Source organism: Martinezella lusitana, assembly GCF_900094565.1.
GTDB classification, from domain to species: domain Bacteria; phylum Pseudomonadota; class Alphaproteobacteria; order Rhizobiales; family Rhizobiaceae; genus Rhizobium; species Rhizobium lusitanum.
The window spans coordinates 1-21152 of the sequence record NZ_FMAF01000009.1; the positions used below are offsets into that span (position 1 = coordinate 1).

Sequence of the window (21152 nt, forward strand, 5' to 3'; positions counted from 1 at the left end):
CTTCTTGTAAAGCCTGGCATCCGGGTCGGTGGTCGACGCGTGGGTTGCGTTGCTGCGCTTCTCGCCGTGGAAATCGCGCTCGGAGTTGCGATCTGCGGGCTTTGGCGGTTGTTTCCCTTCACTGCCAGCGCCGCTGCCGTCGGTGTCGTCACCATCGGTCTCGTCCTTGGGCTTGAAGCTCTTCATGCTGGCCCAGGCTTCTATCAAGGTACCGTCCACCGAGAAGTGCTCGTCCGACAGCAGTGCCTTAACCCGCGGCTGGCTCAGCAAGGCCGCCAGGAACTTGGCAGCGATGTCGCCCGCCAACAGGCGCTCGAACCGGATGTGTGTCCGATATCTTGCTCTCGGTGCCGATAACCAGCCACCGCCCGAACAGGTCGGCTTCCCGCATGCCGTGGCCGTCGTCCGTAAGAACCGCGACGGAAGGCTCCTCGTTGAACAAGTGGAGATTCACAGTCCGCGCGTAGGCGTCCCAAGAGTTCTTCCAAAGCTCGGAGACTGCTGTTGGGGCGTCAGCGATCTGCTCTCGACCGAGGTGATCGATCGTTCGCGCCCGAGTCGCGAAGGTCTTGGTCACAACGCTGGCTTTATCCAATTCAGTCAACTCTCGGGTTACGACGGCAATTTCGCGACAATGTTTCCTCTGCCACATTATGCATTGAACGGTTAACGGAGCATAGTGAAAAGCAGTGCGTTTTCATACTCAAAGGCGAGCTGCCCCGGAAAGTGCAATCAAATTTTCTGTTTGTTACGCTCCCTCAATGGTTGAAATCGACATACGATCGTTACCCAATTTTCAACACAAGTTACAGCACACCCCAGGCCCGAAACCTCCCCCTCCCCGTCATCTCCCTGAGCCCCAGCCCCAAAACAATCCGCCGTGCCGCCTGCGGCGTGACGTCCAGCGTCTTCGCCACCATCCCGGCCGACACCAGCGGTTTCGCCACCACCAGCTCGATCAGCTCCGGCAGTTTTGAAGACGTTCGCCGTCCTTCCAACTTTCGGTCCATCATCGTTTTCGCCAGCGCCAGACGATCGTGCTCCTTCAGCCCGATCTCGGCGGCCGCGACCAGGCCGTGGGCGATAGCGAGCAGCCGGGTTTCGCGATCGCGATGCCGGCGCCGATCGACGGGAATAGCTTTCAGGCCGAGATTGATGGCGGCGAGATGGCCGCCGGTGGTGACGCCGGCCTGGCGCAGGATGGAGGCGGCCAATAGCCGGCCGAGCCAGGGCGCATGCTGCAGGACGGAAAGCTGGTTCCAGGCGTCGAGGGCAATGATAGCCTGCAGCACCGCCGGCAAGTTTTCGGCCTGGCGCACCACGCTGCGCCATTCGTCGAGCCGCGCATCCTCGTCCCAGTCGAGATCATAGACCAGTGCGTCTCTGTCTGCCCCGCTGGCGCGGCCGGGCCGCGTTGCGTTTTCGATCGCGGCCTCCGATCGGGCCAGTACCGCATCGATGGCGGCATAGTCGACGCCGGGCAGATCTTTGGCGTCGTCACCCTCCTCCCCTCCCCTTCCGGATTTATCGGCGCCGCGGGGCGTATGACGACGGCAGTCTTCCCCTCGCCCGCGCCGGCCGAATTGATGTCCGATGTTTGTCGCAAGGTTCGGATACCCTCTGCGGACAAGGCCCAATCCGGCGACTGCGCAGCGAGGCGCCGGCAGGTGCGCAAGACGTCGCGGGCGATTGTCAGCTCATGGGTCGGCGTGCGAATATCGCGGGTAGCGTCGTGGAGGACCAAGTCCTCGAGGTGGACCAGTTCCCCGTCGATCCACAGCGAGGCGCAGGCGTCGGTGAATTGGGTGCGTTTGAGGAAGCCCGCGCCGACCGGCGAACGCGCGATGCGCTCGTCGAGACGGGCGAGCGCGACGCCGGCGTCGAAAGCCGGTCGTATCAAGGCACTCATGCTGATTTTCGTGAGATCGTAAGTCATTGAAATCATGGTAAATGATTTGCTAAAGGAACTCTACCTGAAAGTTAGTATTCCTCACATGGAATGATTGATAGTTGAGGTGCTAACCATCGATAAGTACAGGTTATCGATGGTGATATGGTTAGTCCTTGACCAACTTACGGAAACGGCCATACGATCGGGCAGAATGTTGAGAGTGGTGCAAATCACCGTCTGCTCGACGAGAAACACAAACTTTGGGGCATTCATCATGACCGTTACCGTCAAGGTCGCCGAAGCCAAAACCCATCTGTCGGAGCTGCTGGCGAAAGTCGAAGCCGGCGAAGAGGTGATCATCTCGCGCGGGAACACGCCTGTCGCCAGGCTTTCGCGTATCCGTCGCGACAACGACGTCGATGCGCTGATCGCCGAGATCAAGGCCCAGCGCGCTGGCCGGCAAGTCACCACACAGGACGAAATCCGCGAATGGCGTGATGAAGGAAGGCGCTACTAATGGCCTTCGTTCTCGATGCCTCCATCGCCGCCGCCTGGTTTCTTCCCGATGAGCAACACGACGCCGCCGATCGACTGATATCGGAGATGCGTTCGACAGTGGGTCTCGTGCCGGCATTGTTCTGGTTCGAGACACGCAACCTGTTTCTGGTGGCCGAGCGACGTGGTCGGCTCAAGCAGGGCGAACCGCTGCTGCTGATGACACAGCTGCGAGGGCTGCCGCTGGAGGATGCGGGATCGGGAGGGGACGGCCTCGTCCTGGAACTGGCGACCCGTTACACGCTGACCGCATACGATGCGAGTTATGTCGCGCTAGCCAGAACGCAAGGTTTGCCTTTGGCGACCGGCGACCGGAAAATGGCGACCGCCGCCCACGGTGAAGGGATCACCATCGTTGGGCCGCTCGAGCATGAGCACTGACCTGTCGCCCTCTGGAAACACCGTTTCAAAGCGTGCCGAAGAGCTCGATGCGCTCGACGCCATTCTGCCTGCATGATCGATTGGGGCGTTCGGACCAATCATTACACAAAGTGGAACGAACTGCGCGGCGTCCAACCGAGTTGGGCTGGCATACTGGCGGGTTACCAGAGACAAAGAACTGGGCCGATGTTCAGGGAGTAGCGGTAGTCCATGTCGAAGGAGACCACTTTATCCTCTACGATGCCGATTAACGGAATTTTCTATGATCCTGGTTAATCAGATGGCCCCGATCTGCACACTCGCCTCGTTCCTATGAGCTACCTTCCAGTGCAATCGCCAGATAATGGCGGATAAATCAGGCAGACGGTTCGTGCTGGTGTCCTGCGTCCCCATCTGGAGCGGCGACCACAGCATCACGAGGGCCGCGACCTTGCCACCGCGAGGGGTCACCGTAGATAGTGGATATGCGGCCGAGAGTGATGCTGTGAAATTTCGATCCGGGCCTCCACCGAGAAGATGTTCTTCAGGAGGCTTTCCGTCAGAACTTCCTCCGGTATGCCAGAGGCCACGATCCTGCCCTGCTGCATGACGACCAGCGTGTCACAGAACATGGCGGCATGGTTGAGATCGTGCAGGGCGACGATGCTGGTGATCGGCAGGCCGGAGACGAGTCGCATCAGGCCGATCTGGTGCTGGATGTCGAGATGGTTCGTCGGCTCGTCGAGGATCAGTTCCTGCGGCGACTGAGCGAGCGCCCTTGCGATATGGGTGCGCTGTTTCTCGCCGCCCGATAGATTCTGCCAGCGCTCGTCGCGTTTCTCCGCCATGCCGGCACGCGCGAGCGCACTTTCGACCGCCTCTTCATCAGCCCTTGTCCAGCCCGAGAACATCGACCGGTGCGGAAACCTTCCGAGCTTGACGACATCGACGACCTTCAGATTGGCATTCGTCGTGGCATGCTGCTCGACGAAGGCAATGCGCCGGGCGATCGAGCGGCGGCTGATCGTGCCGATATCGCTGCGGTCGAGCGTGACGCGGCCGGCATGCGGCCGCTTCAGGCCGGCGAGAAGCCGCAGCAGCGAGGTCTTGCCCGAGCCGTTCGGTCCGAGCAGGCCGAGCATCCGGCCGGGCTGCGCCTCGAACGAAACGCCGTCCAAAATGGTCTTCCTGCCAATTTTCCAGGTGAGGTTGTCGGCCTTGATGCTCATGACGTGCGCTGGAACCGGTAGAGGATGATGGAGAAGAAGGGAACGCCGACCAGCGCAGTGACGACGCCGATCGGCAGGATCTGGTTCGGAATGAGGGCGCGGGCGGCGATGTCGGCGAGCACCATGAAGATCGCGCCCCCGACGGCGCAGGCAGGCAGCAGACGGATATGGAGCGGCCCGACGACAAAGCGGGCGACATGCGGCACGACGAGGCCGACGAAGCCGATCGACCCCACCATGCTGACTATCGTCGCCGTCATCATGGCGGTCAGAGCGAAGAGCACCAGGCGGGCGCGGCCGACATCGACGCCGAGCGAGGAGGCGGCCTCGTCGCCAAACGCGAAGGCGTCGAGCACGCGGGCATAGAACAGACAGGCGGCGAGGCCGAACCCGACGACGATCGAGACCAGTGCGAATTCCGGCCAGCGTACACCGCCGAAACTGCCGAGCAGCCAAAACATGACGTCGCGGGCCTGCTGTGCATTGGCCGATGTCGTGACGATATAGGAGGTCGAGGCATTGAAGAGCTGCGATGCGGCCACACCGGCAAGGATGGTGCGGTCGGCGCCACCGCGCGTGCCGTTCGACAGCAGCGCGACGAAGAAGAAGGCTGCGAAGGCCCCGGCGAAGGCCCCGGCTGATAGCGATACCGCGCCCGAGCCGACGCCTAAGATGACGATCGCCACGGCGCCGGTGGAGGCGCCGGCGGAGATGCCGAGCACATAGGGTTCGGCAAGCGGGTTGCGCAGCAGCGACTGCATGATCGCACCCGACAGCGCAAGGCCCGCGCCGCAGAAGGCGGCGACGAGCGCGCGGCTCAATCGATAATCCCAGATAACAGTCTCGTGGATGCGGTTCAGCTCGACCGCGGTCCATCCGAGCCGGTTGGTGACGGCCGAAAATGTGGTCGCAAGCGGGATCGGCAGGTCACCGATCCCCACGCTGACGCCGACGGCGATCGCGATCAGGCAGAGGGAGGCGAGCAGCAGTGCTATGACCGCTCCCAGTTGCCGGAAGACACTGCCCACTTCCGTCACTTCAGCAGACCGAGAGCCTTCAACTGCTCCGCCACCTGCTCGGCGCCGTAGATCGTGCGGATGGTCGGGTTCATCGCCTGGCCGTCCATGACGACGATCGCCTTGTTTTTGACTGCCGGGGTCTGGCTGACAGCCGGGTCGGTGTTCAGGAACTTGATCTTGGCCTCCGGCTTGTCGAGTTCCCAACGATTGCGGTCAAGACTGGCAACGACGATCACGTCAGGATTGGCGGCGATGATGCCTTCCCAGCCGATCGTCGGCCACTCCGCTTCCGCTGTTATCGCATTATGCCCGCCGAGCAGGTCGGCTATGAAGCCGGAGGCGCTGTTCTTGCCGCCGACATAGGCATCGGCCGACGGGCTGGGACTGGAGAACCAGAAGACGTAGGACAGGTTCACGCCGTCCTTGGAAACGCTGGAGCGAAGCTTGGCCTCACGCGCCTTGAAGTCGGCGATCAACGCCTGACCGCGATCGGCGACATCGAAAATCTCGGAGAGTTCCGCGATCTCCTTGTAGAGAAGATCCATGTTCCACAGCTCGCCACGGCTGCCGTACTGGTCCTTGACGTCCTTGGTGCTGAGGCAGGTGCTGGGCGAGAGATAGGTGGCGACACCGACCTTGTCGAAATCCTCGCGCTTGGCGATCTTGCTGTTCGGTCCGACCAGGCTCGGCAAGGCCACCGCCACGAAGTCGGGATTTTCGGCGAGCATCGACTCAAAGGTCGGCATTTCCAAGGTCAGGAGCTTGATTTTGGCATTGGCCTCGGCGAGCTGCGGCAGGATCTTGCTCGGCCAGAAAGCGGTGCCGACCATCTTGTCCTGAAGGCCGAGCAGAAGAAGAATTTCGGCGCTGTTCTGGCCAAGCCCAATTGCCCGCTCAGGCGCTTTCTGGAAGGTGACCTTGGCACCGCAATTGTCGATGGTCAATGGATAGCTGGTCGAGGCTGCGGACACTTCTGTCGTGGCGATGCCCAGAGCGGCGCAGAGGCTTGAAATAGCGAAAAATAATTTCAATATTTTCACGGGAAATCCTGATCGGGTGTAGGCGAGCGAGCCGTGGCGGAAAAATGTCGGCGCGATATAGCCCATTTGTCAGGCGAAAAACAAGAGTATAATTGTCATATTTTAGCTCGTAAATTCGATGGTTGACAGGCAAAAGAAGCAATATGACGCTCTCCTATGTCAGCCAGTTTTCCAGTCAAAGCAACGACTACGACCGAATGGCCAAGGCTCTCCATCGGTTGTCGGAAGGGAGTTTCGACGGGAAGCTTACATCGACCAGTGGGCAAAATTGACGAGTGCATCCCAGGACACGGCCTCACGTGACATCGCAGACCTCTTGGCTAAGGGCATCCTGCGCAAAGGCGAGGCCGCCGGCCGCAGCACAGCTTACGAACTGGCTTTAGATCTCGATACGGACTGCCAATTCCGATCCGAATAAGATCGGAGCGTATGCTTCGTCATCCGGCTCGCTTCTTACATGACTGCCAGCGTCTTGCGTATCGTCTGACCGCGCGACCGCTTGGACAGGCATTTGTTCGCATTCCTCCGAGCCGCCCAGATGAGCGCTGGCGGATCTCGTTAGCCAAGGTGCGCCCGAATTTCTCCGCCCACAGTCGGATCGTCCGATGCGAAACAATGATCCCCCGAGCCGCCAGCAGATCCTCGACCGTCCGCAGGCTCAGCGGGAAGCGGAAGTAAAGCCACACCCCGTGGCGAAGATTTCGGCTGGAAAGCGATGACGGCGGTAGACCGGCTCACGATCTGTCATGCCCCATCATCGCTCATCAAATTACAGACTCCCTCAAGTTTTCGATGCCGTCGTCATACCGACCTAAACGACAAGTGACAGCAGCAAGATGAAGCCGAGGCCGACGACGGAGATGATCGTTTCCATAATACTCCAGGTCTTGAATGTCTCGGCAACCGTCATGTTAAAGTACTGCTTTACCAACCAGAAACCAGCATCGTTGACGTGGGAGAAGATCACCGATCCAGCGCCGGTTGCCAGTACAAGCAACTCGCGGTTGACGACGGGGACGAGGGATATGACCGGCATGACAATCCCCGCGCCGGTGATTGTCGCAACCGTTGCCGAGCCCGTGGCGACGCGGATGACGGCCGCCACCAGCCAGGCGAGCAGGATCGGCGACACGGATGCCTGAACGGCCAAATGGCCAATGACGTCGCCGACGCCACTGGCAACGAGCATCTGCTTGAAGCCGCCGCCAGCACCGACGATGAGCACGATGGAAGCGACCGGCGCAAGGCTGTCGTTCAGCAATTTGATGATCTTGTCGCGCGAGAAGCCGCAATTGGAACCGAAGGTGTAGAAACTGACGAGGAGCGCCACAAGCAGGGCTGCAATCGGGTGGCCAATCAGGTCCATCCAGACGCGTACGGCGTTGTGCTCGGCAAGGGCGATGTCGGCGAGCGCCTTGAGAAGCATCAGGAACACCGGCATTAGGATCGTGATAAGCGTCACGGTGAAGCTTGGCATTCTGGCTGTGTCCACGTCATCGCGCACGAATTGCTCCATCAATTCCGGCGACGCTTCGCCTGGAATTCTCTTGGCGATGAATGAGCCGTAGATTGGCCCGGCGATCAAAGCCGTCGGCAAGCCGACGATGAGGCCGTAGAAGATCGTCTTGCCGATATCCGCCCCGAAAACGCTAATGGCCAGCAGCGGGCCAGGGTGAGGCGGCACCAAACCATGGACGACCGAGAGACCGGCGAGAAGCGGAATTCCGACCTTGACGAGCGACACGCCCGACCGGCGCGCGACGATGTAGACCAGCGGTACGAGAAGTACGAAGCCGATCTCGAAGAAGAGCGGTAGCCCAACGAGGAAGGCTGCGAGCATCATAGCCCAATGCACCCGTTCCTTGCCGAAGGTGCGGATCAATGTCTGGGCGATCTGGTCCGCGCCGCCCGATTCCGCCATGAGTTTGCCGAGCATTGTGCCAAGGCCGAGCACGATGCCGACAAAGCCAAGGACCCCGCCGAAACCGTCCTGAAAGGACTTCATCACCAGGTCCGTCGCCATGCCGGAGGTGAGCCCCAAGAAACCCGCGGCGATGGTCAGCGCAATAAATGGGTGAATCTTGAAGCGCGTGATGAGAAGGATAAGGCCGATGATGGTCGCACCAGCATCAACCAGAAGATAGGTCTCTCGCGTCAGTCCGAGCATTGAAATTTCTCCGCGAAAAGTTCCGATTTGGACAGACGCCTGTCTGGTTTATGCTTTGAGCGCGCCGGATTGGGCCTTTGCCGGCTGCATCGGCCTGCCGCCGTCAGCACCTGGTGTCTGCTGCCACCACGCGACCGCGCCCCGCGCGATGTCCACGATGGGCAAGTTTGCGTCGACGGGATACACGTTCGCCTCGCCATGAGGTGGTTCGAGGGTCGCAAACTGGCTGTCGACGAGACTAGCGGGCATGAAATGGCCCGGCCGGTGGCTAACGCGCTCGCCAGCCACCTGTCTCGTCATTTCCAGAAACACGAAGCCGAGGTCGGGCGTCTTGCCACGCAAAATGTCGCGGTAGCTTTTCTTCAGCGCCGAGCAGGCAAGCACGGGCCGCTCGCCGTTCCTGACGGCGTCCTGTAAGATTGTCGCAAGGCGCGCCAGCCAGCCAGCCCGATCCTCATCGGTGAGCGGATGGCCCGCGCTCATCTTTTTGATATTTTCTTCCGGATGAAAGGAGTCGCCTTCGATCATCGTGCCGTTGACGGCATCCGAAATCGCTTGGCCGACGCTGCTTTTGCCGCAGCCTGAAACGCCCATCACCACTAAGGCCGGCATCCTACCCATAATATCCTCCTCCGAGATAGCGCTATCTCATCCTTTTGAAGCAAATCGCCGGCAGAAGCCTGGCCGATTCAAAACGCGAGAATCGACGCTGTTTCCTTCCGCAAAGACGCCAAAACGACTTTGAGATAGCGCTACCTTATTAATCATTGTAAGATTTGGCAAGTCGGAGGAGATTCGTCATGAAAGACAGACCGTCGCGCGCCACCGGCCGGCCGACGCTTGCGCAGGTCGCAGCCCGCGCGGGCGTGTCGCAGATTACGGCCTCACGGGCACTACGCTCAATCGCAACGGTCGACCCGCAACTCGCAACCAGGGTCCATGACGCCGCCAAGGCACTGGCATATGTGCCCAACCCGGCGGCGCGGACGCTTGCTTCGGCGCGCAGTCATTCGATCCTTGTGCTTGTTCCCGCCTTGTCGAACCATCTGTTCATCGAGACCCTGGAGGCCATTCAAGATGTGCTGCGCCCGCGTGGGTTTGAGGTCTTGATCGGCAACTACCACTACCGCCAGGATGAGGAAGAAGAACTTATTCGCAACTATCTCTCGCACCAGCCATGCGGCATTCTGCTGACCGGCTTCAATCGGAGCGAGACCGCCGCACGGCTTCTGGCAAATGCCGGGGTGCCTTGCGTCTACATGATGGAACTGCGGCAGGAGGAGGGCATCGTCTGTGTCGGCTTTTCACAAGAAGCGGCCGGCGCCAAGGTTGCCGAGCATCTTCTGTCGCGGGGACGGCGAAAACTGGCTTTTGTCGGAGCCCAGCTTGATGCCCGCGTTCTCCAGCGTCGCGACGGCTATCAGCAGGCAATCGCCCGGGCTGGCCTTCCCCCGGCGTTCGAAATCATGACGCCGGAACCGTCCTCGGTGGAGCTTGGCGGCGATCTCTTCAACCGGCTCTTGAAGGAGCATCCAAACACAGATGGGATCTTCTTTTGCAACGACGATCTTGCCTTCGGGGCATCCTTTGAAGCCCTACGAAAGGGAGTGGCGATCCCCGAGCAGATTTCGGTGGTCGGATTTAATGATCTGCCGGGAGCCGGGCAGATGGTTCCGCGCTTAACCTCCGTTCGCACGCCCCGCGCTACCATCGGACAGCACGCCGCCTCAAGCCTTCTTAGCCTTCTCTGTGGGGAAACGCCGGAGGTCACGGCTTTAGATCTGGGTTTCAAGCTTATGGTAAGGGAAAGCAGTTGAACCGTGTAGACGTGAGATCGGCGAATTCCGTTTGCGACGAAACAAAACTGACCATGGCAGCTTGGGGACGTCATGTCTTCCCAAAATCCCTCACCGTCCTGACCGACGCCGATCTGGCATGCGTCAGGAAGCCCCTAACCCGAGCGCATGAACGGCCGGCAGGGCGAGCAGCCAGCGGAAAGTGATAGGGCCGACCATTTCGGCCACGGTCTTGACGTCGTCATTCTGAGGGACAGCCGCCAATCTGGCTACATTCTCCTAGGCGCCGCCCATTGCGTGGAGTAATCGCGGCGATGCCGTTCATACGCTCGTCCACGGACATCGCGACCTGATAGGCCGGCGCTTCAAACCGAATGCAGCGTTTCTGGCGCTTCGCAACACGCCATGACTGAAGAACCACTCGCGTCTCAAGCTTTGTCTTTCTCGCCGCGGAATGATCTGGAGACTGTGAATGTCGATTGGTCCCAACGTTTCACGCGGCCACGATGATCCGGACACCATGCTGGTTCAATGCGGCGGCGAGGTCGGCTGGGGGGGCTGCATCCGTGACAAGAACACTTACCTTCTCAAGCGGCACGATGCGCGACAAAGCCCGGCGTCCGAATTTCGATGAATCACAGAGAACAATGACGCTGCCGGCGCTGGCGATGAAGGCGCGCTTCACCTCGGTATCCTCGGGAGAATAATCGTAGAAGCCATTGGCATCCACGCCGGAAACACCGATGAACACTTTATCGAGAAAATGGCTCTTCAAGCCCTCGACTGCCTGTGGTCCGATCACCGAATATTCCGGCACGCGTACCTGGCCCCCCAGAATGTAGACGGTGCTCTTTCCTTCCGCCATCAACATGCTGACGCGCAGATTGTTGGTGAACACGCGCAGATCCCGGCGCGGTGCCAGAGCGCTTGCAAGCGCCAGAATGGAGGTCCCGACATCAAGACCAACGGATTCGCCCGACGCGACCAACTTTGCCGCTGCTGCCGCAATCGAGGATTTCTCCACCGCCTGCCGACGCATGCGCTGTTCGAACGGCGGCTCGTCTTCATCGAAGGTCGGCGCCGCCAGCGGACCCGCGGCGACCGCGCCGCCATGCGTGCGCTCGAGCAACCCGCGCTTTCCCAGGAGATCGAGATCGCGGCGCACGGTCATACCGGAAACGCCGAGCTCATCGGCTAGACTTGCGATCGACACGAAGTCGTTGTTTTCGAAAGAGGCGATGATACGCGCGTGCCTTAGCGCCGCTGGAACCCTTTCCGTGCGGCCCTCGCCGTCACGTCCGGGGTTGGCCTCGAGGTCTGCGTCTGACTTGATGTCTGCGGGTCGGCCGTTTTCCATGTTTGCTTCCGTGAATACGCCGACAAAAGAGCGCGGGCGGTTCTCCCGCTGTACCTGGCCGTCTTTCCACCGCCGGAGGTTCAGCTGATGTCTGTGCCTAACACAAGCGCACGCGTGAATAAAGGTTGTTTTTTGTTATATAATGTTCAAAAGTGCAACAAATCGTCAAACGGCACATTTTCGGAAAGTACTCAGTCATGGAGGCTTCATTGTCGGAATTCGCTGGAAAATCAGTCGTCGTCACTGGAGGTGCATCCGGTATCGGCGCGGCAATTACCAGAACCTTTCACGCAGAGGGCGCACGGGTCACGATCGTGGATCTCGATGCGGGCCGTGCTGCCGCTCTTGCCGGCGAACTGGGTGACAATGCCTTTTCCGGAGGCATTGACGTGCGCGATCGCGGCTCTGTGCAAGCGGCGATGGATGCCGTGATCTCCCAGCAGGGTGGCATCGATATCCTGTGTGCCAATGCCGGGGTATCGACGATGCAGGCTTCCGTCGATCTGACGGACGAGGACTGGGATTTCAACATGGACGTCAACGCCAAGGGTGTTTTTCTGTGCAACCAGATCGTTGTTCGCCATTTTCTGGCGACGGGCAACAAGGGTGTCATCGTCAATACCGCTTCGCTCGCCGGGAAAGTCGGCGCGCCGCTGCTGGCGCATTATTCGGCAAGCAAGTTCGCTGTTCTCGGCTGGACGCAGGCGCTTGCGCGCGAACTTGCGCCCACTGGCATCCGCGTCAATGCCGTATGCCCGGGTTTCGTGCGCACGGGCATGCAGGAGCGCGAGATCATTTGGGAAGGCAAGCTTCGCAACATGACACCGGACGAAGTGCGCCAGGAATATGTTACCCTAACGCCGATGGGCCGGATCGAGGAGCCGGAGGATGTGGCGGTGGTCGTCCGTTTTTTGGCCTCAGATGGTGCTCGCTTTATGACTGGGCAGGGTATCAACGTCACTGGCGGCGTTCGCATGGACTGATGTCGTTGCGTTGTTCGGACGATGAAATAGGGCGGGGAATAAAAGGACGAAGACAATGGGACCGAGCATTCAGATCGCCGCCAACACGCAGACGGGTGCATCGAGTGGCATCTGTCGTCACCCCAGGGCCAGTGCGCGGCTGCGGCCATTGATTGCGGAGGTTGGCCAGCGCAGCGGCGAATTTCCGGATTTTCTTGCCAATCACCTGCCCATGGTGCTGGAAGCCCTGGGCAGGCTTGGTGCGACGCCGGAGCGACTGGAGGCCTACGCCCGTCACTATACGCTCGCCCATGCCGTGCCGTTTCCACCGCCGGCTATTGCATCGCTAACCGATCAGACATGGCGATTGGCACTTGGCCAGCGCGAGCGGGAAACTGATTTGCGCGACTATTTCGCCGACGTGGTTTCACATATCGGCGGCAGCCAGGCCATCCGTGACCATCTACCCGCACTCTTGCCCGGTGTCGCGGCGTCAGCCACCCACGGCCTGATGCGCCTCGCCTATGCCGTGATGCGCCGTGACGAGACGGAGATCGGCATCGCGCTGGGTTATTGGGCCGCGACTTATCTTGCCTTTCCGCCGACCGCCGACGCCCCGACAGTGACGGATCCGGTGGAGCAGATGCTCTCGATGCAAGCCGAGCCTAGCCTCAGGAACATTACTGTTTCCTCGACGCTTCTGTGGAAATGGATCGAGGCCGCCGGTCGGATTCCAGCGTTTCAGCGGCACCTCGGACAACTCGTGCCGGCCGACGATCTTCTCGTCCGGATACGACAGGCCTCCCTGGCACTTTATGCGGGCACGATGAGTTTCGAGGCACTTCACGCGCTGACCGGAAGCCATTGGGTGCGCCTCGTCAGCCCGCATCTCGATAGGCCACAAACCCTGGCAACGCATTTCTGGGAGGTGGTGCTGTCGCTATACACCAAGATCGGCATGCCAGATTTGCCCAGCGCTGAGATGCTGGACGCATGGCGCGCATTGCCCGTACCACCCGACGAGGCCATAGCTTCCGCGGCGGTTGCCTCTGACGATGAACACGATCATTCCCTCGTCTTTTCCGCGCTCGAGGAATATCGCCACACCGGCGACCCGCTCTATCGCGTCGTCGCCGCACGCCGGGTCGGGCTTATCGACTGATACTGCCGGCGTTGGAGCTATGGCCCGGTGTCAAAGCCCGGCACCATCTGCGGCTCGAAATGTACTTTGTCGTAAGCGTCCAGCGTTTGGTAAAACAGATCTGCATCCTGCAGGAACAATCCACGGCAGATACCGGCCACGAGCCTGGGTACCCCGGATTTAAGCCCGGTAATGCCGTTGCACACCGGTCCGAGGCTCGGGACGGCAGCGCTGTTGAAGATATGGATGTCCCGCAGCAACGGCGACTGACCGGGTTCTTTCTCCAGAAATTCGAAGGCGGGGCCGAGATAGGGGTAGGCGAGGAGACTGTCATCGGCTTCGCCGGCTGGCGGGGTGAAACGGTCGCCCCACGTGGCCACTGCGTCGATGATGCCACAAAGTTCCGGCCGGCACCGGAGATCGACGGTATAGCCTGTCCCGAGCAAAAGGTGGTCGAAGACGAAATCGCCAGCGGCGGTTGACACGGCAATATCTCCATCCTGCATCCGCAACGTTTCGAGCCGAGCACCCATCACAAGCTCGCATTCAGGAAAGCGCATGGCTCGCTCGAACATTTCCGTAGTCGGCGGGGTCTTAAAAGCGAACATTCGGCGCGCGAACCGGTAGCGACTGATGTCGTCGAGGTCGGCGTAATGATTGAGGAAACCGGAAAAATTCGACCAGTCGAGAACTTCTGTGCGAGGCAGGCCCCGCGATCGCGCCAAAATGGTCACGGATTTGGCACCTGCCTCAAGCGCTGCGACCGCCCAGTCGAAACTGGATGCCGCCGCGCCGATCACGCCGACCGTCCTGCCCGACAGAAAGCCCATATCGATGGTCTCGCCGCTATGCGTCCAGCGGTCGCGCGGCAGAGCCTCGGAGATCGCAGCCGGTACATGGTGCCCGCCCGCGCCTTCCATGCCGGTCGCTAACACGATCTTGCGGCAGGTCATCATGCGCTCGATGCCGTCCTTTTCCACTCGCGCGGCCAGATGACCATTGCGGATCTCGATGCCGAGAAGGTTTGTCTCGTTTTCAACATCCATGCCAACGGCACCGCGAAACCAGACGAGATAAGCCATCCAGTCGCCCCGTTCGATCTTGTCGAGTTTTTCCCAGCTTTGCGGGCCGTAGACTGTTTCGTGCCATGCGCGATAGGTCAGCGAGGGGACGCCGAGGTCGGGACCCGTCAGCGTCTTGGGAGACCGCAGCGTGCGCATGCGCGCCGTATTGAGCCATGGACCCTCTCGACCTGCAGGCGCGGTGTCGATAACCTTTACGCGCGTAAGACCTTGTCGCATCAGACCGAATGCCAGCGACAGTCCCGACAGGCCGGCGCCTACGATCACGACGTCATCCATCACCCGGCTGTTTTCGTCCCGACGCTCGGGAACCCATTCCCGCAAGGGCGCTTCGATGGCCGCCAGTTCCTGGTGGGCACGTTGTTCAAGCCGCAGGAGCGCATCGTCCCGTGCAGCTTGTGGCGTCACGCCGTCCGTCGCGCTCTGCACATTGGCCGGCGACGTCGCCGGAGTGCTCGTTGCCGTCCACATGTCCCTGATCTCCCTCGAGCCTGTGTCGAGAATAGATGGTGCAGGAAAGTTGTAAAGTGTGTGATTATGTTATTTTCTTTCTCCCTGTTCGTATTCTTGTCTTCAATTCACGCAGGAAATGATCTGCGCGCGCTCCATTGGGAGATCAATCTTCTCCGATCGATAAAGGAGATCAATTCTTAGGCATCGATTTTATCCCCTGGTTTTGCGGAGGATTTTCATTCGCATTCAGAAAATGCCACAGGAGAAAGCAGAGGCTGATGATTTTTTCATCACTGCGCGGAACTAATAATCACCGATGTTCAATTTAGTTATATTTTCACATTTAATGTGAAATTTTGTTTGACAGCGGCTGAGGCTCAGATAGCGTCGCGGCAGATCTTCAATCTCCAAGGAAGGGCTGGACGCATATGACCATGATCTCCGCATTCCCGATGCCCAAGGCGACCCGCCTGTTGAGCATCGGATTGGTGACGCTGATGACATCGGCGGCTTTTGCATACGCCAAACCGCTGGATGGGGTGACCCTTACCCTTGCGTCCCAGAACGATCCGTTCGGTGCCGTACTGACCAAGCTCGCCGCCGAATTCAAGCAAGACACCGGCGCCGACCTCAAGGTCGAAGTCATGGACTATGGGACTTTGCTCACCAAGACGACCGCCGATTTCGTCGGCAATACCAAGGGTTACGATCTCGTCACCATGGACATCGTATGGGCCGGCGCCTATCAGGAAAACGGCTATTCCGTCGATCTGACCGACTGGGTCAAGCGTGATGCCGCGGAATTGGACCTGGACGATATCTACCCGGTCATTCTTCAATCGCTGGGTCAGTACAAGGGCCACTATGTGGCCTTCCCCTTTGCGGCCTACGCCAATGTGCTTGCCTATCGCAAGGATCTGTTCCAGGCCGCCGGTCTCTCAGTGCCAACGACAGTCGACGAATTGGTGTCCGACGCCAAGAAGCTCACCGACCCTTCCAAGAAGCAATACGGCTTCGTGGCCAACGGCCAGAAAGGCCCTGCCGTCGCACAGGACTGGATGCAGTATAACAACCAGATGGGCGGTTCCATTCTCGACAAGGACGGCAAGCCGGCGCTCAACTCTCCCGAGAACGTCAAGAGTCTGACCGTCTACAAACAGCTGTTCGTCGAGACCGCCCCTCCCGGGGCGATCGAATATGATTGGGGCGGTCGCGAGGAAAGCTTCCGTCAAGGCGCCGCGGCCATGATGCAGACCTGGTCTGTCGGTGCGCCGGGCTATTCGGACCCTGCCTCGTCGAACGTCGTCGGCAAGGTCGGCATTACCATCGCACCGGTCGGCAAAGGCGTTTCGCCCCAATATGGCGTCGGCGGCTGGGGCATGGCGATCAATGCCGATATCGATCCAAAACAGAAGAAAGCCGCCTGGACCTTCATCAAATGGCTCGTCAGCAAGAAGATTCACAAGGAGTTCAACATGGACGGCGCCGGCTCCTTCATGCGCAAAAGCGAGATGACCGATCCGGATCTGACGGCCAAGTTCGACTTCCTGCCTGTCGTTGCCAAGACCTATGAAAACGGCAATGGCGACTACCGCCCACGTATCCCGGAATACCCGGAAATCCAGGACATCCTCGGTGCCGCCGTGAACTCCGTTCTGGCGGGCGCTGCTGAACCGCAGGCAGCCCTCGATGAGGCCCAAGTGGAAGCCAAGAAACTGTTCTAGGTTTCAAGTGCCCGTTCAGCGATATTAGGGCTCCCCGCCGCCGGCAGGCGGGGAGAGGGCATTCAAACGTGCGTTGCGTTGAAAAAACTCAGGATTGAAACTGAAATGAACCAGCCATTCCTCGCCACCGGCGAAGACGCCCGCCGACCGCGGCAAGCCGGCATGGGTCTCTTCACGATCGGCCGCAGTTTTTCAGATCGTCGCCGTTTCTTCCTCTTCTTCATGGCGGCTCCGGCCGTGCTTTATGTCCTGGCCATTGGTGTCTGGCCTTTGGCGCAGGGCGTCTGGTACAGTTTCTTCAACTACAATCTGTTGCGTCCGGCCCGCACAAAATTCATCGGCCTTGGAAACTACATCGAAATATTCTCGGACCGTTCCGCGCTGCAGGCGATCGTCAATACGTTTGAGTTCACCATCGCCAGCGTGAGCCTCCAACTGATCTTGGGATTTGGCCTCGCACTGCTCTTGTGGCGCGACAGCCGCTTCAACCGTGTGGCGCTGGCTTTCCTACTCGTTCCCGCCACCATCACGCCGCTGGTCGTCGGCCTCATTTTCAAGGCGCTTTTGGGGGCTGACTACGGCCTTGTCGGCTATTTTCTCGCAGAGGCCGGTATCGGCCCGCGAACCGGATTTCTCACCGATGCGGGGACCGCACTCTGGGTGCTGATCCTCATCGATTGCTGGGAATGGACACCGTTGATGGCGCTGATCCTGCTTGCAGGACTTAAATCCTTGCCCAACGATGTTCTGGAGGCAGGCCGCACCGACGGCGCCACAGCCTTGCAGCGTTTCACCCTTCTCATCCTGCCGCTGATGCTTCCTTCCATCTTCCTCGCGCTCATGCTGCGGATGATGGACGCGTTCCGGGTATTCGATTCCGTGTTCGTTACGACTGGCGGCGGGCCGAATGACGCGACCAACACGCTGATGGTGCTGGCAGTCAAGGAGGGCCTGCAGTTCTTCAACGTCGGTTACGCCTCGGCGATCGGCAATATCACTCTGCTGTTCATCGCCATCATGGCCGCCGTGCTTCTGCTCATCGTGCGCCGTGCCGATGTCCGGATCAATGGGAAGTGACGCCGATGTCCAACGCTTCGACCCGACAGATCCTGTTCGAGCGGACTGCCGTTCTGATCATCACGATGCTGTTTCTATTGCCGGTGCTCTGGCTGATCACCACGGCCTACAAGCCGTCCAACCAGATTTTCTCGATTCCACCAAAGCTCGGTTTCCAACCGACGCTAGACCAGTTTAGAAAAGTATTGACCTATTTCGATGTCGTTTCGCTGTTGCGATCTTCCATCGTGATCAGCCTTGGTACCGCCGTTCTTTCGCTTCTCCTTGGGGTGCCTGCTGGTTACGCGCTGGCACGCTCGCGTTCCCGCTACGCCAGTTTCTTTGCCTATTTCTTCTTGGCCATCCGCATGGTTCCAGCCATTGCGGCCCTCATCCCCTTCTATCTCATGATGCGCGATATGGGGCTGCTTGGAAGCTGGTGGGCGGTGATCATCATCAATACCATGCTCAACTGCGCCTTCGTCACCTGGATGATGTTTTCTTATTTCCGCGCCCTTCCGCGAGATATGGAAGAAGCTGCAATGACGGACGGCTGCACGCAGATCGGCGCATTTTTGAAGGTCGCGGTCCCCGCTGTTCGCTCCGGCATCATCGCCTGCATCCTCTTCTGCGTGATGTTTTCGTGGAACGACTTCCTCTACCCGATGTTTCTGACGACGCTCGATTCCAAGCCGATCTCGGTGGCCCTCCTGACCGCCTACGGCACCAAGGATGTGACCTGGGGGTCGCTTGGCGCGCTGGCGCATTTCTCCACCATTCCGATTGTCCTGATGGCGCTTTTCCTGAACCGCTACTTCGTTCAGGGCGCGACCAACGGCGTACAATAGGAGCCGATCGATGGCCCAGATTTCCTTCGAGAATGTCTCCAAGACCTATGAGGGCGGCCATTCCGCGCTGCATGGGCTGAATCTCGACATCATCGATGGCGAATTCATGGTTCTTGTGGGACCGTCCGGCTGCGGCAAGTCCACGGCGCTGCGCATGATCGCGGGTCTTGAAGACATTACCGGCGGAACCCTCAGGATCAATGGTCAGGTGGCAAACGATCTCGCGCCGCGCGACCGCGATATCGCCATGGTGTTCCAGTCTTATGCGCTCTATCCGCATCTGACAGTTGCCGACAACATCGCCTTCGGCCTCAAGGTCCGCAACGTCAGGCGCGAGATCATCGAGAAGAAGGTGCGCGAGACTGCGGCACTGCTTGAACTCACAGAGTATCTGGATCGCAAGCCTGCCCGACTGTCCGGTGGCCAAAGGCAGCGCGTCGCCATGGGTCGCGCGCTGGTGCGCTCCCCCCATGCCTTTCTCATGGATGAGCCACTCTCTAATCTGGACGCCCGCCTTCGCGGCCAGATGCGCGCGGAAATCGCCAAGTTGCAGCGTATGAGCGCGGTCACGACCGTCTATGTCACGCACGATCAGGTCGAGGCGATGACCATGGGGCATCGGGTCGCAGTGATGAACAAGGGCACCCTCCAGCAGCTCGACACCCCCCGTCGTCTCTATGACAAGCCCGTCAATCTGTTCGTTGCCAGCTTCATCGGCTCGCCGCCGATCAATTTCATGGAAGGCACCATCGCGGCGGAAGGCGGAAGGCCGGTGGTTCAAGCCGGAGCGTTCGCCCTGCCGCTCGGCGCAGCCGGCGAGCGTTGCGAGATCAGGTCAGGCCGCAAGGTGATCGTCGGCATCCGGCCCGAGGCCCTCAAGCTCACAAGCGATACCGGCGCGGCGGGCACGATTTCGGCGCGCGTCGCCTTTGTCGAGGATCTGGGGGCAACGCTTCTGGTTCATCTCGATGTTCAGGATGCCACCATGATCCATTCCACCGTGATCGAAGAGGAAAAGGATCTCCTGTCGGTTCGTCCGCGTCTGAGATCGATGATCGACAGTGGCCGTTCGGTCACGGCGGGCGAGACGCTGACCTTCTCGGTCGATCCGTCGGCCATCCACATCTTCGACGCTGAAAAGGGCATGGCACTATGAACGAACGCCCCGTATCAGGCTTCTGGCCACTTGGCGGCACGTCAGTCAAAAGCGCGATGGCGATTATTCTCATCGACATGCAGATCGATTTCTGCGCGGCCGGCGGCTGGATCGATCAGCTCGGCGAAGACGTTTCCAACACTCGCGCCGTCATTCCGCCCATTAGCCAGGCACTTGCCGCCGCAAGAAGCGCCGGCATCGCCGTTATCCACACGCGCGAGGGGCATTTGCCTGATCTGTCCGATCTCCACGCCAACAAACAATGGCGCACCCGCGTTCACGGGCTGGGGATCGGCGATATGGGCGCCGCGGGCCGGATCCTCGTCCGTGGCGAGCCTGGATGGCAGATCATCCCGGAACTCGCACCACAGGCCGGCGAATTGGTGATCGACAAGTCCGGAAAGTCGGCGTTCCATCAGACCGATCTGGAGGTGGAACTGCACAAGCGTGGCGTCTCCCGTCTGGTGATCACCGGCGTCACTTCAGACTGCTGCGTGCAGTCGACCATGCGGGATGGTTTCGAGCGTGGCTTCGAATGCGTCTTGCTCGAGGATTGCACGGCGGCGGTCGAGACACCGAACCATCTGGCGACGCTTGAGATTCTCAAAGCTTACGGCGGTCGTTGGGGTGGGGTCTCTTCCCTTGCCGCCTTCCAAACCATGCTGGAGCGCGCCGATGTCTGATCTCGGAGTCAGACCCTTCGGCCAGATTGAAGCCGTGCCATATCACTGGCCTTTCGACGGATATTGGTCACCGGCCGATAGCGCCCTGTTGCTGCTCGGCTTTCAGCGAGGCACGATTTCGGCACTCTCCGCCGCGCCGGCTTTTACGGTGGCGCGGCATCTGTTGGCGGCCGCCCGAGACCGCGGCCTGTTCGTTGCGGCATCGCGCCGTGTCGCCTTGCCCGATGGTGACATGGTCGCCCGACGCCGCCATACCATGGGCGATGTCGTCCCGGCTGAAGGCTCCGACGACTGGGCTTTTCCGCCACAACTCGTTCTGCCGCACACCGCTTTGGTGATCGATCATCCCGGCGATAACGCCTTCTACAAGACAACCCTCGAAAAGCAGTTGAAGGCCCGTGGCGTTCGCAATCTTCTGATTGCCGGATTGCCGACGGAAGGTCTGGTGCACGCCACCCAGCGCACCGCCAACGATATGGGTTTCGAGTGCCTTGCCGTTTCAGATGCTTGCCAGGGCACGAGCGAGCCGCGCCACACCGCGCAATTGCGCATCACCACATTCGGCAATGGCCTCTTCGGCACCGTTGCCACCGCCGCCGCTGTCCATGCGGCACTGACAAAAGCTTGAGGAGC

18 protein-coding genes and 4 pseudogenes are annotated in these 21152 nt (G+C 60.0%); 11 read left to right on the forward strand and 11 right to left on the reverse strand.

The window, feature by feature from the left end; genetic code table 11:
* The 3 pseudogenes from GA0061101_RS19175 to GA0061101_RS19185 all read right to left on the reverse strand — a co-directional run.
* Positions 1–385 (reverse strand): annotated as a pseudogene (locus GA0061101_RS19175) (transposase); the annotation flags it as partial.
* 6 nt (positions 386–391) lie between these two features.
* Positions 392–652 (reverse strand): annotated as a pseudogene (locus GA0061101_RS41075) (ATP-binding protein); the annotation flags it as partial.
* Positions 653–806: 154 nt separating this feature from the next.
* Positions 807–1945 (reverse strand): annotated as a pseudogene (locus GA0061101_RS19185) (RHE_PE00001 family protein).
* 220 nt (positions 1946–2165) lie between these two features.
* Between GA0061101_RS19185 and GA0061101_RS19190 the strand changes: the two are divergent.
* Both GA0061101_RS19190 and GA0061101_RS19195 read left to right on the forward strand, forming a co-directional pair.
* A complete protein-coding gene (locus tag GA0061101_RS19190) occupies positions 2166–2408 on the forward strand; it encodes a type II toxin-antitoxin system Phd/YefM family antitoxin (protein WP_037200943.1) in 243 nt (80 codons plus the stop codon).
* Positions 2408–2827: a type II toxin-antitoxin system VapC family toxin gene (locus GA0061101_RS19195; RefSeq protein WP_092574536.1), complete on the forward strand. Its 420-nt coding sequence runs from the start codon at positions 2408–2410 to the stop codon at positions 2825–2827. The genes GA0061101_RS19190 and GA0061101_RS19195 overlap by 1 nt, the downstream gene beginning before the upstream one ends.
* A 446-nt stretch (positions 2828–3273) precedes the next feature.
* Here GA0061101_RS19195 and GA0061101_RS19205 read toward each other — a convergent pair whose 3' ends face one another.
* From GA0061101_RS19205 to GA0061101_RS19230, 6 genes and pseudogenes are all read right to left on the reverse strand, one after another.
* Positions 3274–4035 (reverse strand): ABC transporter ATP-binding protein, encoded by a 762-nt coding sequence (locus GA0061101_RS19205; RefSeq protein ID WP_092574538.1) that lies wholly within the window; start codon positions 4033–4035, stop codon positions 3274–3276.
* Positions 4032–5072: a FecCD family ABC transporter permease gene (locus GA0061101_RS19210; protein WP_092574540.1), complete on the reverse strand. Its 1041-nt coding sequence runs from the start codon at positions 5070–5072 to the stop codon at positions 4032–4034. Before GA0061101_RS19210 ends, GA0061101_RS19205 begins: the two co-directional genes overlap by 4 nt.
* Positions 5069–6067: an ABC transporter substrate-binding protein gene (locus tag GA0061101_RS19215; RefSeq protein WP_245297512.1), complete on the reverse strand. Its 999-nt coding sequence runs from the start codon at positions 6065–6067 to the stop codon at positions 5069–5071. Before GA0061101_RS19215 ends, GA0061101_RS19210 begins: the two co-directional genes overlap by 4 nt.
* A gap of 551 nt (positions 6068–6618) precedes the next feature.
* Positions 6619–6842 (reverse strand): annotated as a pseudogene (locus GA0061101_RS40140) (IS6 family transposase); the annotation flags it as partial.
* A 63-nt stretch (positions 6843–6905) separates the two neighbouring features.
* Positions 6906–8261: a GntP family permease gene (locus GA0061101_RS19225; protein WP_092574542.1), complete on the reverse strand. Its 1356-nt coding sequence runs from the start codon at positions 8259–8261 to the stop codon at positions 6906–6908.
* A gap of 48 nt (positions 8262–8309) precedes the next feature.
* Positions 8310–8873, reverse strand: coding sequence for a gluconokinase (locus GA0061101_RS19230; RefSeq protein WP_245297502.1), 564 nt, complete (start codon positions 8871–8873; stop codon positions 8310–8312).
* Positions 8874–9061: 188 nt separating this feature from the next.
* Between GA0061101_RS19230 and gntR the strand changes: the two genes are divergently transcribed.
* Positions 9062–10078, forward strand: coding sequence for an HTH-type transcriptional regulator GntR (gene gntR / locus GA0061101_RS19235; protein WP_092574544.1), 1017 nt, complete (start codon positions 9062–9064; stop codon positions 10076–10078).
* A 472-nt stretch (positions 10079–10550) separates the two neighbouring features.
* Here the strand turns inward: gntR and GA0061101_RS19240 are convergent, their stop codons facing one another.
* Positions 10551–11414, reverse strand: a complete 864-nt coding sequence (locus GA0061101_RS19240) for a DeoR/GlpR family DNA-binding transcription regulator (protein ID WP_051964286.1) — start codon at positions 11412–11414, stop codon at positions 10551–10553.
* Positions 11415–11611: 197 nt separating this feature from the next.
* On the opposite strand from GA0061101_RS19240, the gene GA0061101_RS19245 reads away from it, so the two are divergent.
* Together GA0061101_RS19245 and GA0061101_RS19250 are read left to right on the forward strand one after the other, a co-directional pair.
* Entirely contained in the window at positions 11612–12397 is a 786-nt protein-coding gene (locus GA0061101_RS19245) for an SDR family NAD(P)-dependent oxidoreductase (RefSeq protein WP_051964283.1), read from the forward strand.
* Positions 12398–12452: 55 nt separating this feature from the next.
* The gene (locus tag GA0061101_RS19250) at positions 12453–13538 is read left to right on the forward strand and encodes a questin oxidase family protein (RefSeq protein WP_092574546.1); all 1086 of its coding nucleotides are present in this window, start codon (positions 12453–12455) and stop codon (positions 13536–13538) included.
* Between the two features lie 17 nt (positions 13539–13555).
* On the opposite strand, the gene GA0061101_RS19255 is transcribed toward GA0061101_RS19250, so the two are convergent.
* Positions 13556–15070 (reverse strand): FAD/NAD(P)-binding protein, encoded by a 1515-nt coding sequence (locus tag GA0061101_RS19255; RefSeq protein WP_245297503.1) that lies wholly within the window; start codon positions 15068–15070, stop codon positions 13556–13558.
* 416 nt (positions 15071–15486) lie between these two features.
* Here GA0061101_RS19255 and GA0061101_RS19260 point away from each other — a divergent pair, with 416 nt between their 5' ends.
* From GA0061101_RS19260 to GA0061101_RS19285, 6 genes are all read left to right on the forward strand, one after another.
* Complete coding sequence (locus GA0061101_RS19260; protein ID WP_425350004.1) at positions 15487–16776, forward strand: ABC transporter substrate-binding protein; 1290 nt, start codon at positions 15487–15489, stop codon at positions 16774–16776.
* A 162-nt stretch (positions 16777–16938) separates the two neighbouring features.
* Positions 16939–17853, forward strand: coding sequence for a carbohydrate ABC transporter permease (locus tag GA0061101_RS19265; protein WP_047563594.1), 915 nt, complete (start codon positions 16939–16941; stop codon positions 17851–17853).
* Positions 17854–17918: 65 nt separating this feature from the next.
* Complete coding sequence (locus GA0061101_RS19270) at positions 17919–18680, forward strand: carbohydrate ABC transporter permease (protein WP_425350005.1); 762 nt, start codon at positions 17919–17921, stop codon at positions 18678–18680.
* Positions 18681–18690: 10 nt separating this feature from the next.
* Positions 18691–19836, forward strand: a complete 1146-nt coding sequence (locus tag GA0061101_RS19275) for an ABC transporter ATP-binding protein (protein ID WP_047563243.1) — start codon at positions 18691–18693, stop codon at positions 19834–19836.
* Positions 19833–20519, forward strand: a complete 687-nt coding sequence (locus tag GA0061101_RS19280) for a cysteine hydrolase family protein (protein ID WP_092574550.1) — start codon at positions 19833–19835, stop codon at positions 20517–20519. Before GA0061101_RS19275 ends, GA0061101_RS19280 begins: the two co-directional genes overlap by 4 nt.
* On the forward strand, positions 20512–21147 hold the full coding sequence (locus GA0061101_RS19285; RefSeq protein WP_092574551.1) for a cysteine hydrolase family protein: 636 nt from the start codon (positions 20512–20514) through the stop codon (positions 21145–21147). The genes GA0061101_RS19280 and GA0061101_RS19285 overlap by 8 nt, the downstream gene beginning before the upstream one ends.
* The last annotated feature ends 5 nt before the right edge of the window (positions 21148–21152 follow it).